This window comes from Bradyrhizobium sp. UFLA05-112 (genome assembly GCF_053572325.1).
The window spans coordinates 17,702-30,092 of record NZ_JBANBK010000003.1 but is presented as its reverse complement, the minus strand read 5'-3'; the positions used below and the strand labels follow the sequence as shown (position 1 = coordinate 30,092).

The window sequence follows — 12,391 nt, the reverse complement described above, 5'->3', positions numbered from 1 at the left end:
AGTAGATCTCTACTCGCTACTCGCTACTCGCCACTCACCTGAGAAGAAAGACCACGGCAATGAACGGCCAAAATATTCGCATTCGTCTCAAGGCGTTCGACCATCGTATTCTCGATACGTCGACCCGTGAGATCGTGAATACGGCGAAGCGCACCGGCGCGCAGGTTCGCGGACCCATTCCGCTGCCGACCCGCATCGAGAAGTTCACCGTCAACCGTTCGCCGCACGTCGACAAGAAGAGCCGCGAACAGTTCGAGATGCGCACCCACAAGCGTCTGCTCGACATCGTCGATCCGACCCCGCAGACCGTCGATGCTCTGATGAAGCTCGACCTGGCCGCCGGTGTCGACGTCGAGATCAAGCTCTAAGATTTTTGGATCCCGTTCGCGAAAGCGGACAGAAAGAACAGGAAGCAAGCCGATGCGCTCCGGAGTGATCGCACAAAAGGTCGGGATGACGCGGGTCTTCACGGAGGCCGGCGAACATATCCCCGTGACCGTGCTGAAGCTCGGCAATTGCCAGGTCGTAGGCCACCGCACCGAAGAGAAGAACGGTTACGTCGCGCTCCAGCTTGGCGCTGGCAGCCGCAAGACCGTGTACATGCCCAAGGCTGAGCGCGGTCAGTTCGCGGTCGCCAAGGTCGAGCCGAAGCGGCAGGTCGAGGAATTCCGCGTCACCGCGGATGCCATGATCCCGGTTGGCGCCGAGATCCAGGCCGATCACTTCGTCGTCGGCCAGTTCGTCGACGTCACCGGCACCTCGGTCGGTAAGGGCTTTGCCGGCGGTATGAAGCGCTGGAACTTCGGCGGTCTGCGCGCCACGCACGGTGTGTCGATCTCGCACCGCTCGATCGGTTCGACCGGTGGCCGTCAGGATCCCGGCAAGACCTGGAAGAACAAGAAGATGCCCGGCCACATGGGTGTCGATCGCATCACCACGCTCAACCTTCGCGTCGTCCAGACCGATGTCGAGCGCGGCCTGATCCTCGTCGAAGGCGCCGTTCCCGGCTCCAAGGGCGGCTGGATCCGCGTGCGCGACGCCGTCAAGAAGCCGCTGCCGAAGGAAGCTCCGAAGCCGGGCAAGTTCAAGGTTGCCGGCGGCGAAGCCGAGGCTGCGGCCCAGCAGGAGGGTGCGTGAGATGGAATTGAAAGTCACCACCCTTGAGGGCAAGGAAGCCGGTTCGGTCCAGCTCTCCGACGCCATTTTCGGCCTCGAGCCGCGCGAGGACATCATCGCGCGCTGCGTGAAGTGGCAGCTCGACAAGCGTCAGGCCGGCACCCACAAGGCCAAGGGCCGCGCCGAGATCTGGCGCACCGGCAAGAAGATGTACAAGCAGAAGGGCACCGGCGGTGCTCGTCACGGTTCGGCCCGCGTGCCGCAGTTTCGTGGCGGTGGCCGTGCATTCGGTCCGGTGGTGCGCTCGCACGCCTCCGATCTGCCGAAGAAGGTCCGCGCGCTGGCGCTGAAGCATGCGCTGTCGGCCAAGGCCAAGGACGGTGATCTCGTCGTTATCGAGAAGGCAGCGCTCGAGGCCGCCAAGACCAAGGCGCTGCTCGGCCACTTCTCGGGCCTGGGCCTGACCAACGCGCTGATCATCGACGGCGCCGAGCTCAACCAGGGCTTCGCCGCGGCGGCCCGCAACATCCCGAACATGGACGTGCTGCCGATCCAGGGCATCAACGTCTACGACATCCTGCGCCGTCAGAAGCTCGTTCTGACCAAGGCCGCCATCGATGCGCTGGAGGCGCGCTTCAAATGACGAAGAACATCGAGGCTCGCCACTACGACGTGATCCTGTCGCCGGTCGTGACCGAAAAGGCGACGATTGCCTCGGAGCACAACAAGGTTCTGTTCAAGGTGGCCGCCAAGGCGACCAAGCCGCAGATCAAGGAAGCGATCGAGAAGCTGTTCGACGTCAAGGTCAAGAGCGTCAACACGCTTGTCCGCAAGGGCAAGGTCAAGGCCTTCCGCGGCAATCTCGGCTCGCAGTCGAACACCAAGCGCGCGATCGTGACCCTCGAAGAGGGTCACCGGATCGACGTGACCACCGGTCTGTAAGGTCCTACGACGATGGCACTGAAGACATTCAATCCCACGACGCCGGGCCAGCGCCAGCTGGTGATGGTCGATCGTTCGGCCCTCTACAAGGGCAAGCCGGTCAAGGCGCTTACCGAAGGCAAGAAGTCCTCGGGCGGCCGCAACAACACCGGTCGCATCACCGTGCGCTTCCGCGGCGGCGGCCACAAGCAGACGCTGCGCACCGTCGACTTCAAGCGCGAAAAGATCGACGTTCCCGCGACCGTCGAACGGCTCGAGTACGACCCGAACCGCACCGGCTTCATCGCGCTGATCAAGTATCAGGACGGTGAGCAGGCCTACATCCTGGCGCCGCAGCGCTTGGCCGTGGGTGATACCATCATCGCGGGCAACTATGTCGACGTGAAGCCGGGCAACGTCATGCCGCTCGGCAACATGCCGGTCGGCACGATCATCCACAACATCGAGACCAAGATAGGCAAGGGTGGCCAGCTCGCGCGTTCGGCCGGCACCTACGCCCAGCTCGTCGGTCGCGACCAGGACTACGTGATCATCCGCCTGAACTCGGGCGAGCAGCGCCTGGTGCACGGTCGTTGCCGCGGCACGATCGGCGCGGTGTCGAACCCGGATCACATGAACACCTCGATCGGCAAGGCCGGCCGCAAGCGCTGGATGGGCCGTCGCCCGCACAACCGCGGTGTTGCCATGAACCCGATCGACCATCCGCACGGCGGTGGTGAAGGTCGTACCTCGGGCGGTCGCCACCCGGTCACCCCGTGGGGCAAGCCGACCAAGGGCAAGAAGACCCGCACCAACAAGTCGACCAACAAATTCATTCTCCTAAGCCGCCACAAGCGGAAGAAGTAAGGAACGCCGGACATGGTTCGTTCAGTCTGGAAAGGCCCGTTCGTCGAGGCGTCGCTGCTCAAGAAGGCAGATGCGGCGCGTGCGTCCGGCCGTCACGACGTCATCAAGATCTGGAGCCGTCGCTCGACCATCCTGCCGCAGTTCGTCGGCCTGACCTTCGGCGTCTACAACGGTCAGAAGCACGTGCCGGTGGCGGTCAACGAGGAAATGGTCGGTCACAAGTTCGGCGAGTTCTCGCCGACGCGGACCTTCCATGGCCACTCCGGCGACAAGAAAGCCAAGAAGGCTTGAGGATTAAGTCATGAGCAAACCTAAGCGCGAACGGAGCCTCGCCGACAACGAGGCCAAGGCGGTCGCCCGGATGCTGCGGGTGAGCCCGCAGAAGCTCAACCTGGTGGCCCAGCTCATTCGCGGCCGCAAGGCGTCTGCTGCGCTCGCCGATTTGCAGTTTTCGCGCAAGCGGATCGCTGTCGACGTGAAGAAGTGCCTGGAATCGGCTATCGCCAACGCCGAGAACAATCACGATCTCGACGTCGACGATCTCGTCGTGGCGCAGGCCTTCGTCGGCAACGGGCTGGTGATGAAGCGCTTTGCCGCCCGCGGCCGTGGTCGCTCGGGCCGTGTCTACAAACCATTTTCGCAGCTGACGATCATCGTTCGTCAGGTCGAAGCCGAAGCGGCCGCTTAAGGACGCAGGAGAAAACGATGGGTCAAAAGATCAATCCGATCGGTCTGCGTCTCGGCATCAACCGGACCTGGGATTCCCGCTGGTTCGCCGGCAAGCAGGAATACGGCAAGCTGCTGCACGAGGACGTCAAGATCCGCGAGATCCTGCACAAGGAGCTCAAGCAGGCGGCCGTCGCCCGCATCGTGATCGAGCGTCCGCACAAGAAGTGCCGCGTCACCATCCACTCGGCTCGTCCGGGCGTGGTGATCGGCAAGAAGGGCGCCGACATCGACAAGCTGCGCAAGAAGGTGGCCGACATCACCTCGTCGGACGTCGTGATCAACATCGTCGAGATCCGCAAGCCGGAGCTCGATGCGACGCTGGTCGCCGAATCGATCGCGCAGCAGCTCGAGCGCCGCGTTGCGTTCCGTCGCGCCATGAAGCGCGCCGTGCAGTCGGCGATGCGTCTCGGCGCGGAGGGCATCCGCATCAACTGCTCGGGTCGTCTGGGCGGTGCGGAAATCGCGCGCATGGAGTGGTACCGCGAAGGTCGCGTGCCGCTGCACACGCTGCGCGCTGACATCGACTACGGCGTCGCGACCGCGTTCACGACCTTCGGCACCTGCGGCGTCAAGGTCTGGATCTTCAAGGGCGAGATCCTCGAGCACGATCCGATGGCCCAGGACAAGAGAATGGCCGAAGGCGAGGGTGGTGGCAGCGGTGGCGGCCGGCAGCGTCGCGACGCTGCGGCCTGAGCCAGCACAGAATTTGAGGGCTTAAAGCCATGATGCAACCTAAGAAAACGAAGTTCCGGAAGGCGCATAAGGGCCGCATCCACGGCGTTGCGTCTTCGGGCGCGACGTTGGCGTTCGGCCAGTTCGGGCTGAAGGCAACCGAGCCTGAGCGCGTCACCGCGCGCCAGATCGAGGCCGCCCGCCGCGCGCTGACCCGCCACATGAAGCGCGCCGGCCGCGTCTGGATCCGCGTATTCCCCGACGTTCCCGTGTCGAAGAAGCCGGCCGAAGTCCGCATGGGCTCCGGCAAGGGCTCGCCGGAATTGTGGGTCGTGCGCGTCAAGCCCGGCCGGGTGCTGTTCGAGATCGACGGCGTCAACAACCAGACCGCGCGCGAGGCGCTGACTTTGGCTGCCGCCAAGCTGCCGATCAAGACGCGCTTCGTCGAGCGCATTGCGGAGTAATGGCCATGGCCCAGATGAAGATCGAAGACATCCGCGCGATGAGCCCCGACCAGCAGGATGACGCCGTCCTGAACCTGAAGAAGGAGCGCTTCAACCTGCGCTTCCAGCGTGCCACCGGGCAGCTCGAGAACACCTCGCGCCTGCGCGAGGCTCGCCGTGACATCGCCCGGATCAAGACCGTCGCCGCGCAGCAGCGCGCGAAGAAGAAGTAAGAGGCTTACGAAGATGCCGAAACGTACTTTGCAGGGCGTGGTCGTCAGCGACAAGCAAGCCAAGACCATCGTGGTGCGCGTCGATCGCCGCTTCACGCACCCGATCTACAAGAAGACGATCCGCCGTTCGAAGAACTATCACGCGCACGACGAGAACAACCAGTTCAAGCCGGGCGACGTGGTGTGGATCGAGGAATCGAAGCCGATTTCGAAGTTGAAGCGCTGGGTCGTGATCCGGGGCGAACACAAGAAAAGCGCCTGAGCTGCCGGCACTTAGCCGACTGACTTCAGGGAAATGTTGAGCGCTGGCCAGGCTGGCGCAAAAGAGAAAGAGGACGAGGTGCATCAATGATTCAGATGCAGACCAACCTCGACGTGGCCGACAATTCTGGCGCACGCCGTGTCATGTGTATCAAGGTGCTCGGAGGCTCCAAGCGCCGCTACGCCACCATCGGCGACATCATCGTCGTATCGATCAAGGAAGCGATTCCGCGTGGCAAGGTGAAGAAGGGCGACGTGATGAAGGCCGTCGTGGTGCGTGTCCGCAAGGACATCCGCCGCCCCGACGGTTCGGTCATCCGCTTCGACCGCAACGCCGCCGTCCTGATCAACAACCAGGCCGAGCCGGTCGGTACCCGTATCTTCGGGCCGGTGCCGCGCGAGTTGCGCGCCAAGAACCACATGAAGATCATTTCGCTCGCGCCGGAGGTGCTGTGATGGCTGCGAAGATCCGCAAGGGCGACAAGGTCGTCGTGCTGACCGGCCGCGACAAGGGTCGCACCGGGGAGGTGTTCGAGGTGCGTCCGGACGCCGGCACGGCGCTGGTGCGTGGCATCAACATGGTCAAGCGCCACCAGAAGCAGACCCAGAACCAGGAGGGCGGCATCATCTCGAAAGAGTCGCCGATCCAACTGTCCAATATCGCGTATCTCGGCAAGGACGGAAAGCCGACGCGCATCGGATTCAAGATTCAGGCGGACGGCAAGAAGGTCCGCATCGCCAAGAGCTCGGGAGCTGAGATCGATGGCTGAGACAGCTTACGTGCCGCGCCTGCGCGCGGAATATGACGCGAAGATCCGCGTCGCCCTGACCGAGAAGTTCGGCTACGAGAACGTCATGCAGGTTCCGCGGCTGGACAAGGTCGTGCTGAACATGGGCGTCGGCGATTCCGTCAACGACCGCAAGAAGGCCGAGAACGCCGCTGCCGAATTGACCCAGATCGCCGGCCAGAAGGCGATCGTGACCTATTCGCGCATCGCGATCGCGACCTTCAAGCTGCGTGAGAACCAGCCGATCGGCTGCAAGGTCACGCTGCGCAAGGCCCGCATGTACGAGTTCATCGATCGCCTGGTGACGGTCGCGCTGCCGCGCGTCCGCGACTTCCGCGGCCTGAACCCGAAGAGCTTCGACGGCCGCGGCAACTACTCGCTCGGCATCAAGGAGCACATCATTTTCCCCGAGATCGACTTCGACAAGGTCACGGAAGCCCGCGGTATGGACATCACCGTCTGCACCACGGCCAAGACCGACGAAGAGGCGAGGGCCTTGTTGACCGCTTTCAATTTCCCGTTCCGGCAGTGAGACGCTGACCAAAAGCCTCTCAAACGCGGATACCCAGGAGCCAAGCATGGCAAAGAAGAGTTCAATCGAGAAGAACAACCGGCGCAAGCGGATGGTGAAGAACGCCGCCGCCAAGCGCGAGCGGTTGAAGGCGATCATCGCCGACAAGAAGCTCCCGATGGAGGAGCGCTTCGCTGCGACGTTGAAGCTGGCGGAAATGCCGCGCAACTCGTCGGCGACCCGCATCCGTCTGCGTTGCGAGCTGTCGGGCCGCCCGCGCTCGAACTATCGCAAGAACAAGCTGTCCCGTATCGCGCTGCGTGAACTTGGCTCCAAGGGCATGGTCCCGGGCCTCGTGAAGTCGAGCTGGTAAGGAGGGTCGTTTAGATGTCTACGCACGATCCAATCAGCGATCTGATCACCCGCATCCGCAATGCGCAGATGCGCTCCAAGACCAAGGTTTCCACGCCTGGCTCGAAGATGCGCGAGAATGTGCTCGAGGTGCTGAAGACCGAGGGCTACATCCGCGGCTATGCCACGCTTGAGCATTCCTCGGGCCGCAGCGAGATCGAGATCGAGCTGAAGTATTTCGACGGCGAGCCCGTCATCCGCGAAATCGAACGTGTCTCCAAGCCCGGGCGTCGCGTTTACGCCTCGGTGAAGAACCTGCCGCGGGTCAACAACGGGCTCGGCATTTCGGTGTTGTCGACGCCAAAGGGGATCATGGCCGACCACAGCGCGCGCGACGCGAATGTGGGCGGCGAAGTCCTCTTCACGGTGTTCTGAGAAGGATTTTCGATCCATGTCACGTGTTGGCAAAAAGCCTGTGACGGTGCCGTCGGGCGTTACCGCGACCGTCGATGGGCAGACCGTCAAGATGAAGGGGCCAAAGGGCCAGCTTCAGTTCGTCGTCCATGACGACGTCGAGGTGAAGCTCGAGAACGGCCAGGTCAAGGTCAAGCCGCGGCTCGACACCAATCGCGCGCGGGCGCTGTACGGCACCGCTCGCGCTCAGGTTGCGAACCTCGTCGAGGGCGTCACGAAGGGCTTCGAGAAGAAGCTCGAAATCACCGGTGTCGGTTACCGCGCCGCGATGCAGGGCAAGAACCTGCAGCTCGCGCTCGGCTACAGCCACGACGTGATCTATGCGATCCCGGAAGGGATCACGATCGCCGTGCCGAAGCCGACCGAGATCACGGTGTCGGGTAGTGATATCCAGCGCGTCGGCCAGGTCGCGGCCGAGATCCGCGGCTATCGCCCGCCGGAGCCCTACAAGGGCAAGGGCGTGAAGTATGTTGGCGAATTCATCTTCCGCAAGGAAGGCAAGAAGAAGTAACGGAGCCGGTCATGTCCAAAGCCAAGGTTACGAATGCCCGGCGCAAGCGGAGTGTGCGACTGAAGCTGCGCCGCTCCGGTGGCGGCCGTCCGCGCCTGTCGGTGTTCCGCTCGTCCAAGCACATCTACGCCCAGGTCATCGACGACCTGAAGGGCGAGACGCTGGCCTCTGCCTCATCGCTCGAGAAGTCGATGCGCGATGGCGGCAAGACCGGCGCCGACATCGATGCGGCGAAGGCGGTCGGTAAGTTGCTCGCCGAGCGCGCCGCGGAGAAGGGCGTCAAGGAAGTCGTGTTCGATCGCGGCAGCTATCTCTATCACGGGCGCGTCAAGGCTCTTGCCGATGCTGCGCGTGAGAGCGGCCTGAGCTTCTAACAGAATTTGAGGATTGAGGCGTAAGCCTCTGAAGGATTGGAAAAACCATGGCAGGTGAACGCGAACACCGCGGCGGACGTGAACGCAAGGAGCGCGAGGAGCGCGACAGCGAGTTCGTCGACAAGCTCGTCCACATCAACCGCGTCGCCAAGGTGGTCAAGGGCGGCAAGCGCTTCGGCTTCGCAGCGCTGGTCGTGATTGGCGACCAGAAGGGCCGTGCCGGCTTCGGTCACGGCAAGGCGCGCGAAGTGCCTGAGGCGATCCGGAAAGCGACCGAATCCGCCAAGCGCAACCTGACCCGCGTGTCGCTGCGCGAGGGCCGCACGCTCCATCACGACATCGCCGGCCGTCACGGCGCGGGCCGTGTCTACCTGCGTGCCGCCCCGGCCGGTACCGGCATCATCGCCGGCGGTCCGATGCGCGCCGTGTTCGAGACGCTGGGCGTCCAGGACGTAGTGGCGAAGTCGATCGGCTCGTCGAACCCCTACAACATGGTGCGCGCGACCTTCGATGCGTTGAAGCACCAGGATTCGCCGCGCTCGGTCGCGGCCCGCCGCAACATCAAGGTGTCCACCCTGCAGTCCCGTCGTATCGGCGGCGATGCCGAGGCGGCTGCCGACTAACGGAAGCTTTTCGGAGTTTTAAAAAATGGCCAAGGCCGCCAAGACGATCAAGATCGAGCAGATCGGCAGCGCGATCCGCCGCCATCACTCGCAGCGCTCGACGCTGATCGGGCTCAAGCTCAACAAGATCGGCCGTGTCGCCGAACTGCCGGACACCCCGGCGGTTCGTGGCATGATCGAGAAAGTTCACCATCTCGTCCGCATCGTCGACGGGAAGTAAGCAAGCGGCGCATGATCTCGAAAACTGGATACCGGTTTTCGGGTAGGATCATGCGCAAGAAACAAGGAGAAGGGCGATGAAGCTCAGCGATATCGCCGACAATCCCGGCTCGCGCAAGAAGCGCATGCGCGTCGGCCGCGGCATCGGTTCGGGCAAGGGCAAGCAGTCCGGCCGCGGCGGCAAAGGCCAGACCGCGCGTTCGGGCGTGCGCATCAAGGGTTTCGAAGGCGGCCAGATGCCGATGCATCGCCGTCTGCCCAAGCGTGGCTTCAACAACATCTTCCGCGTCGAGTTCGCCGAGATCAATCTCGATCGGCTCCAGGATGCCGTCGATGCCAAGAAGCTCGACACTGGCAGCGTCGTGAATGCCGAAGCGCTGGTGAAGGCCGGCGTGCTGCGCCGCTCCAAGGCTGGCGTCCGGCTGCTCGGCCGCGGCGAGCTCAAGGCCAAGCTCAACATCGAAGTGCACGGCGCCTCGAAGTCCGCGATCGCGGCGGTCGAGAAGGCCGGCGGCTCGGTGAAGATCCTCGCGCCTGCCACCGAAGAAGGTGAGGCGGCGTAACATCTGCGTCATTGGCCCGCGGCTCGCGGGCCTTTACGCATGCTGGACGATGGACTTATCGAAGCCGTGCACCAGATAATGTCCGGCGTCCGCCCAAGTAGCCCGGCCGCGGGTATGACGGCGCAGTAGGCGGCGGGAGAAAGCCCAACATGGTCTCAGCAGCGGAACAACTGGCAGCCAATCTCAATTTCGGCGCGCTCGCCAAGGCCGACGAACTGAAGAAGCGCATCTGGTTCACCCTGGGTGCGCTGCTCGTTTATCGGCTGGGCACCTACATCCCGCTGCCCGGTATCGATCCCAACATCTGGGAGCAGGTGTTCCGCTCGCAGGCGGGCGGCATCCTCGGCATGTTCAACATGTTCGCCGGCGGCGGTATCCACCGCATGGCGATCTTCGCACTGAACATCATGCCGTACATCTCGGCCTCGATCATCATCCAGCTCCTCACCACCGTCTCGCCGCAACTCGAGGCGCTGAAGAAGGAAGGCGAGGCGGGCCGCAAGACGCTGAACCAGTACACCCGCTACCTCACCGTGATCCTGGCCGCGTTCCAGTCCTATGGCATTGCGGTCGGTCTGGAAGGCGCCGGCAACGTCGTCAGCGACCCCGGCCTGTTCTTCCGTCTCTCCACCGCGATCACGCTCACCGGCGGCACCATGTTCCTGATGTGGCTGGGCGAGCAGGTGACTTCGCGCGGCATCGGCAACGGTATCTCGCTGATCATTCTGTCCGGCATCGTCGCCGAGCTGCCCTCGGCGCTCGCCAACATGCTCGAACTCGGCCGTCAGGGCGCGATGTCGACCGGCCTGATCCTGATCGTCATCATCATGGCGGTCGCCGTGATCGCCTTCATCGTGTTCATGGAGCGCGCGCAGCGCCGGCTCCTGATCCAGTATCCGAAGCGACAGGTCGGCAACAAGATGTTCGAGGGCCAGTCCTCGCATCTGCCGCTCAAGCTCAACACCTCGGGCGTCATCCCGCCGATCTTCGCGTCCTCGCTGCTCCTGCTGCCGACGACGGTTGCGAACTTCAACGCCGGCAAGGGACCGGAATGGTTCCAGTGGCTCACGACGCAGCTCGGCCACGGCCGGCCGCTGTTCCTGATCATGTACCTGGCGCTGATCGTGTTCTTCGCGTTCTTCTACACCGCGATCGTGTTCAACCCGACCGAGACCGCTGACAACCTGAAGAAGCACGGCGGCTTCATCCCGGGCATCCGTCCCGGCGAGCGCACCGCCGAATACATCGACTACGTGCTGTCGCGCATCACCGTCATCGGCGCGATCTACCTCGCGATTGTCTGTTTGATCCCGGAAATTCTGATTTCCTACGCCTCGGTGCCCTTCTACTTTGGTGGCACGTCGCTGTTGATCGTGGTCAGTGTCACCATGGACACGGTGGCGCAGGTTCAGGGTTACCTGCTGGCTCACCAGTATGAGGGGTTGATCCGGAAGTCGAAGCTACGCGGCCGCCGCAACAGGTAAGTTCGGACTTGCGTCCCGGTCGCCGTTGCGATCGGTGGCTGCTCCCCGTTCAGAACTATTCCGTTGGTAGCGTTGACGGGGGCGGCTCGAGCCGTCTACCTGACCGTGCAGACCGATTCCCAAAGCCTTCGTCGCTTGCGGCAAGGCGTCGCCGTGTCATTATGGGTGGTGGTACGGCGCTGATTGTGGTTTGCACTGGTCTCGATCTTCAAACACAGGTGCGCGACCTATCGCTCACCGATCCGGGGGGCGAACGCCGATGAGAATTATCCTTCTGGGACCGCCGGGGTCAGGCAAGGGGACCCAGGCGCAACGGCTGATCGAACGCTATGGCATCGTGCAGCTCTCGACCGGCGAGATGCTTCGCGCTGCGGTTGCGGCGGGAACGCCGGTCGGGCTGAAGGCAAAGGAGATCATGGCTGGCGGCGGCCTCGTGCCCGACGACGTCGTGGTCGGAATCATCGCCGACCGGATCGAGCAGCCCGATGCCAAGAAGGGTTTCATTCTCGACGGCTTCCCGCGCACCGTGCCGCAGGCTGAGGCGCTGGACGAGTTGTTGAAGCACAGGCACCTCAAGCTCGACGGCGTGATCGAGCTCAGGGTCAACGAAAGCGCACTGCTCGATCGGGTCGAGACCCGCGTCGCCCAGATGCGCGAACGCGGCGAGGAGGTCCGGGTTGACGACACCCCGGAGGTCCTGACCAAGCGACTCGCCAGCTACCGCAGCCAGACGGAACCGCTGATTCACTACTATTCCGAGCGGCGCAAGCTCTCGACCGTCGATGGCATGATGACCATCGAGGAGGTCAGCCGCGCCATCCACCGCCTTCTGCTGGCGCTGGGGGCGGTCGAGCCCAAGACCCACGCCAAAACCGCCCACGCCAAAACTGCCCACGCCAAGACCGCCCATGCCAAGACTGCGGTCGATACTGCGGCCCGGGTGGTTCCAGCCAGGAAGGGTGCGCAAAAGGCTACCAAAACGGTCAAAAAGCCCGCAAAAGTAGCCAAGAAGGCGGCCAAGTCCGCCAAGAAGGCCGCCAAAGGAACCAAGAAAGCCGCAAAAAAGACCGCCAAGACGACCGTCAAAAAGACCGCCAAAAAGGGTCCGAAGAAGGGTCAAAAAAAGGTCACGAAAAAGCGAGCTAAGCGCTAGCAGCGGTTGACGAAACCCCCCGGAATCCCTTAATAAGCCCCGCATCCAAGTCGGATAGTTTCAGACGATGCCGGGCCCCAGGAAGACCGGGGGTGGGC

23 protein-coding genes are annotated in these 12,391 nt (G+C 63.2%); all 23 read left to right on the top strand.

The genetic code is table 11. From position 1 onward, the window contains the following. The first annotated feature begins 59 nt into the window (after window positions 1–59). Window positions 60–368 carry a 30S ribosomal protein S10 gene (gene rpsJ / locus SO180_RS02630; RefSeq protein ID WP_002712302.1) on the top strand — a complete coding sequence of 103 codons (309 nt, stop codon included), beginning with the start codon at window positions 60–62 and terminating at the stop codon, window positions 366–368. Between the two features lie 52 nt (window positions 369–420). Beyond that, window positions 421–1,137, top strand: a complete 717-nt coding sequence (gene rplC, locus SO180_RS02625) for a 50S ribosomal protein L3 (protein WP_449377270.1) — start codon at window positions 421–423, stop codon at window positions 1,135–1,137. A 1-nt stretch (window position 1,138) separates the two neighbouring features. Continuing rightward, on the top strand, window positions 1,139–1,759 hold the full coding sequence (rplD, locus tag SO180_RS02620; protein WP_027520963.1) for a 50S ribosomal protein L4: 621 nt from the start codon (window positions 1,139–1,141) through the stop codon (window positions 1,757–1,759). Next, window positions 1,756–2,058: a 50S ribosomal protein L23 gene (locus tag SO180_RS02615; protein ID WP_027520962.1), complete on the top strand. Its 303-nt coding sequence runs from the start codon at window positions 1,756–1,758 to the stop codon at window positions 2,056–2,058. The genes rplD and SO180_RS02615 overlap by 4 nt, the downstream gene beginning before the upstream one ends. 12 nt (window positions 2,059–2,070) lie before the next feature. Continuing rightward, window positions 2,071–2,904 (top strand): 50S ribosomal protein L2, encoded by an 834-nt coding sequence (rplB, locus tag SO180_RS02610; protein ID WP_027520961.1) that lies wholly within the window; start codon window positions 2,071–2,073, stop codon window positions 2,902–2,904. A 12-nt stretch (window positions 2,905–2,916) separates the two neighbouring features. Further along, window positions 2,917–3,195 carry a 30S ribosomal protein S19 gene (gene rpsS / locus SO180_RS02605; RefSeq protein ID WP_008963465.1) on the top strand — a complete coding sequence of 93 codons (279 nt, stop codon included), beginning with the start codon at window positions 2,917–2,919 and terminating at the stop codon, window positions 3,193–3,195. Between the two features lie 10 nt (window positions 3,196–3,205). Further along, window positions 3,206–3,592, top strand: coding sequence for a 50S ribosomal protein L22 (rplV, locus tag SO180_RS02600; protein WP_008549264.1), 387 nt, complete (start codon window positions 3,206–3,208; stop codon window positions 3,590–3,592). Between the two features lie 17 nt (window positions 3,593–3,609). Next, window positions 3,610–4,326 carry a 30S ribosomal protein S3 gene (gene rpsC, locus SO180_RS02595; protein WP_027520959.1) on the top strand — a complete coding sequence of 239 codons (717 nt, stop codon included), beginning with the start codon at window positions 3,610–3,612 and terminating at the stop codon, window positions 4,324–4,326. A 29-nt stretch (window positions 4,327–4,355) separates the two neighbouring features. Then, window positions 4,356–4,769 (top strand): 50S ribosomal protein L16, encoded by a 414-nt coding sequence (gene rplP / locus SO180_RS02590; RefSeq protein WP_027520958.1) that lies wholly within the window; start codon window positions 4,356–4,358, stop codon window positions 4,767–4,769. A 5-nt stretch (window positions 4,770–4,774) separates the two neighbouring features. Then, window positions 4,775–4,981: a 50S ribosomal protein L29 gene (gene rpmC, locus SO180_RS02585; protein ID WP_027520957.1), complete on the top strand. Its 207-nt coding sequence runs from the start codon at window positions 4,775–4,777 to the stop codon at window positions 4,979–4,981. A gap of 13 nt (window positions 4,982–4,994) precedes the next feature. After that, window positions 4,995–5,243 carry a 30S ribosomal protein S17 gene (rpsQ, locus tag SO180_RS02580; RefSeq protein ID WP_027520956.1) on the top strand — a complete coding sequence of 83 codons (249 nt, stop codon included), beginning with the start codon at window positions 4,995–4,997 and terminating at the stop codon, window positions 5,241–5,243. 86 nt (window positions 5,244–5,329) lie between these two features. Next, window positions 5,330–5,698 (top strand): 50S ribosomal protein L14, encoded by a 369-nt coding sequence (gene rplN / locus SO180_RS02575; protein WP_027520955.1) that lies wholly within the window; start codon window positions 5,330–5,332, stop codon window positions 5,696–5,698. Further along, complete coding sequence (gene rplX / locus SO180_RS02570) at window positions 5,698–6,012, top strand: 50S ribosomal protein L24 (protein WP_449377269.1); 315 nt, start codon at window positions 5,698–5,700, stop codon at window positions 6,010–6,012. The genes rplN and rplX overlap by 1 nt, the downstream gene beginning before the upstream one ends. Beyond that, complete coding sequence (rplE, locus tag SO180_RS02565) at window positions 6,005–6,562, top strand: 50S ribosomal protein L5 (protein WP_449377268.1); 558 nt, start codon at window positions 6,005–6,007, stop codon at window positions 6,560–6,562. Before rplX ends, rplE begins: the two co-directional genes overlap by 8 nt. A gap of 46 nt (window positions 6,563–6,608) precedes the next feature. After that, on the top strand, window positions 6,609–6,914 hold the full coding sequence (gene rpsN, locus SO180_RS02560) for a 30S ribosomal protein S14 (protein WP_027520952.1): 306 nt from the start codon (window positions 6,609–6,611) through the stop codon (window positions 6,912–6,914). 14 nt (window positions 6,915–6,928) lie between these two features. Then, window positions 6,929–7,327: a 30S ribosomal protein S8 gene (rpsH, locus tag SO180_RS02555; protein WP_027554158.1), complete on the top strand. Its 399-nt coding sequence runs from the start codon at window positions 6,929–6,931 to the stop codon at window positions 7,325–7,327. A 16-nt stretch (window positions 7,328–7,343) separates the two neighbouring features. After that, window positions 7,344–7,877 (top strand): 50S ribosomal protein L6, encoded by a 534-nt coding sequence (gene rplF, locus SO180_RS02550; protein ID WP_449377267.1) that lies wholly within the window; start codon window positions 7,344–7,346, stop codon window positions 7,875–7,877. An 11-nt stretch (window positions 7,878–7,888) separates the two neighbouring features. Continuing rightward, window positions 7,889–8,251, top strand: coding sequence for a 50S ribosomal protein L18 (gene rplR / locus SO180_RS02545; RefSeq protein WP_007603036.1), 363 nt, complete (start codon window positions 7,889–7,891; stop codon window positions 8,249–8,251). A gap of 47 nt (window positions 8,252–8,298) precedes the next feature. Beyond that, entirely contained in the window at window positions 8,299–8,874 is a 576-nt protein-coding gene (gene rpsE / locus SO180_RS02540; protein WP_027520948.1) for a 30S ribosomal protein S5, read from the top strand. Between the two features lie 25 nt (window positions 8,875–8,899). After that, entirely contained in the window at window positions 8,900–9,094 is a 195-nt protein-coding gene (gene rpmD, locus SO180_RS02535) for a 50S ribosomal protein L30 (protein WP_027520947.1), read from the top strand. Window positions 9,095–9,170: 76 nt separating this feature from the next. Next, a complete protein-coding gene (rplO, locus tag SO180_RS02530; RefSeq protein WP_283036038.1) occupies window positions 9,171–9,656 on the top strand; it encodes a 50S ribosomal protein L15 in 486 nt (161 codons plus the stop codon). A gap of 149 nt (window positions 9,657–9,805) precedes the next feature. Further along, complete coding sequence (gene secY, locus SO180_RS02525; RefSeq protein WP_449377266.1) at window positions 9,806–11,140, top strand: preprotein translocase subunit SecY; 1,335 nt, start codon at window positions 9,806–9,808, stop codon at window positions 11,138–11,140. A 259-nt stretch (window positions 11,141–11,399) separates the two neighbouring features. Then, window positions 11,400–12,293: an adenylate kinase gene (locus SO180_RS02520; RefSeq protein WP_449377265.1), complete on the top strand. Its 894-nt coding sequence runs from the start codon at window positions 11,400–11,402 to the stop codon at window positions 12,291–12,293. Window positions 12,294–12,391 lie beyond the last annotated feature (98 nt).

Excerpts from the sequence above, each read along its gene's own strand:
- rpsJ (WP_002712302.1), top strand. The coding sequence starts at position 60 with ATGAACGGCCAAAATATTCGCATTCGTCTCAAGGCGTTCGACCATCGT.
- rplC (WP_449377270.1), top strand. The coding sequence starts at position 421 with ATGCGCTCCGGAGTGATCGCACAAAAGGTCGGGATGACGCGGGTCTTC.
- rplD (WP_027520963.1), top strand. The coding sequence starts at position 1,139 with ATGGAATTGAAAGTCACCACCCTTGAGGGCAAGGAAGCCGGTTCGGTC.
- SO180_RS02615 (WP_027520962.1), top strand. The coding sequence starts at position 1,756 with ATGACGAAGAACATCGAGGCTCGCCACTACGACGTGATCCTGTCGCCG.
- rplB (WP_027520961.1), top strand. The coding sequence starts at position 2,071 with ATGGCACTGAAGACATTCAATCCCACGACGCCGGGCCAGCGCCAGCTG.
- rpsS (WP_008963465.1), top strand. The coding sequence starts at position 2,917 with ATGGTTCGTTCAGTCTGGAAAGGCCCGTTCGTCGAGGCGTCGCTGCTC.
- rplV (WP_008549264.1), top strand. The coding sequence starts at position 3,206 with ATGAGCAAACCTAAGCGCGAACGGAGCCTCGCCGACAACGAGGCCAAG.
- rpsC (WP_027520959.1), top strand. The coding sequence starts at position 3,610 with ATGGGTCAAAAGATCAATCCGATCGGTCTGCGTCTCGGCATCAACCGG.
- rplP (WP_027520958.1), top strand. The coding sequence starts at position 4,356 with ATGATGCAACCTAAGAAAACGAAGTTCCGGAAGGCGCATAAGGGCCGC.
- rpmC (WP_027520957.1), top strand. The coding sequence starts at position 4,775 with ATGGCCCAGATGAAGATCGAAGACATCCGCGCGATGAGCCCCGACCAG.
- rpsQ (WP_027520956.1), top strand. The coding sequence starts at position 4,995 with ATGCCGAAACGTACTTTGCAGGGCGTGGTCGTCAGCGACAAGCAAGCC.
- rplN (WP_027520955.1), top strand. The coding sequence starts at position 5,330 with ATGATTCAGATGCAGACCAACCTCGACGTGGCCGACAATTCTGGCGCA.
- rplX (WP_449377269.1), top strand. The coding sequence starts at position 5,698 with ATGGCTGCGAAGATCCGCAAGGGCGACAAGGTCGTCGTGCTGACCGGC.
- rplE (WP_449377268.1), top strand. The coding sequence starts at position 6,005 with ATGGCTGAGACAGCTTACGTGCCGCGCCTGCGCGCGGAATATGACGCG.
- rpsN (WP_027520952.1), top strand. The coding sequence starts at position 6,609 with ATGGCAAAGAAGAGTTCAATCGAGAAGAACAACCGGCGCAAGCGGATG.
- rpsH (WP_027554158.1), top strand. The coding sequence starts at position 6,929 with ATGTCTACGCACGATCCAATCAGCGATCTGATCACCCGCATCCGCAAT.
- rplF (WP_449377267.1), top strand. The coding sequence starts at position 7,344 with ATGTCACGTGTTGGCAAAAAGCCTGTGACGGTGCCGTCGGGCGTTACC.
- rplR (WP_007603036.1), top strand. The coding sequence starts at position 7,889 with ATGTCCAAAGCCAAGGTTACGAATGCCCGGCGCAAGCGGAGTGTGCGA.
- rpsE (WP_027520948.1), top strand. The coding sequence starts at position 8,299 with ATGGCAGGTGAACGCGAACACCGCGGCGGACGTGAACGCAAGGAGCGC.
- rpmD (WP_027520947.1), top strand. The coding sequence starts at position 8,900 with ATGGCCAAGGCCGCCAAGACGATCAAGATCGAGCAGATCGGCAGCGCG.
- rplO (WP_283036038.1), top strand. The coding sequence starts at position 9,171 with ATGAAGCTCAGCGATATCGCCGACAATCCCGGCTCGCGCAAGAAGCGC.
- secY (WP_449377266.1), top strand. The coding sequence starts at position 9,806 with ATGGTCTCAGCAGCGGAACAACTGGCAGCCAATCTCAATTTCGGCGCG.
- SO180_RS02520 (WP_449377265.1), top strand. The coding sequence starts at position 11,400 with ATGAGAATTATCCTTCTGGGACCGCCGGGGTCAGGCAAGGGGACCCAG.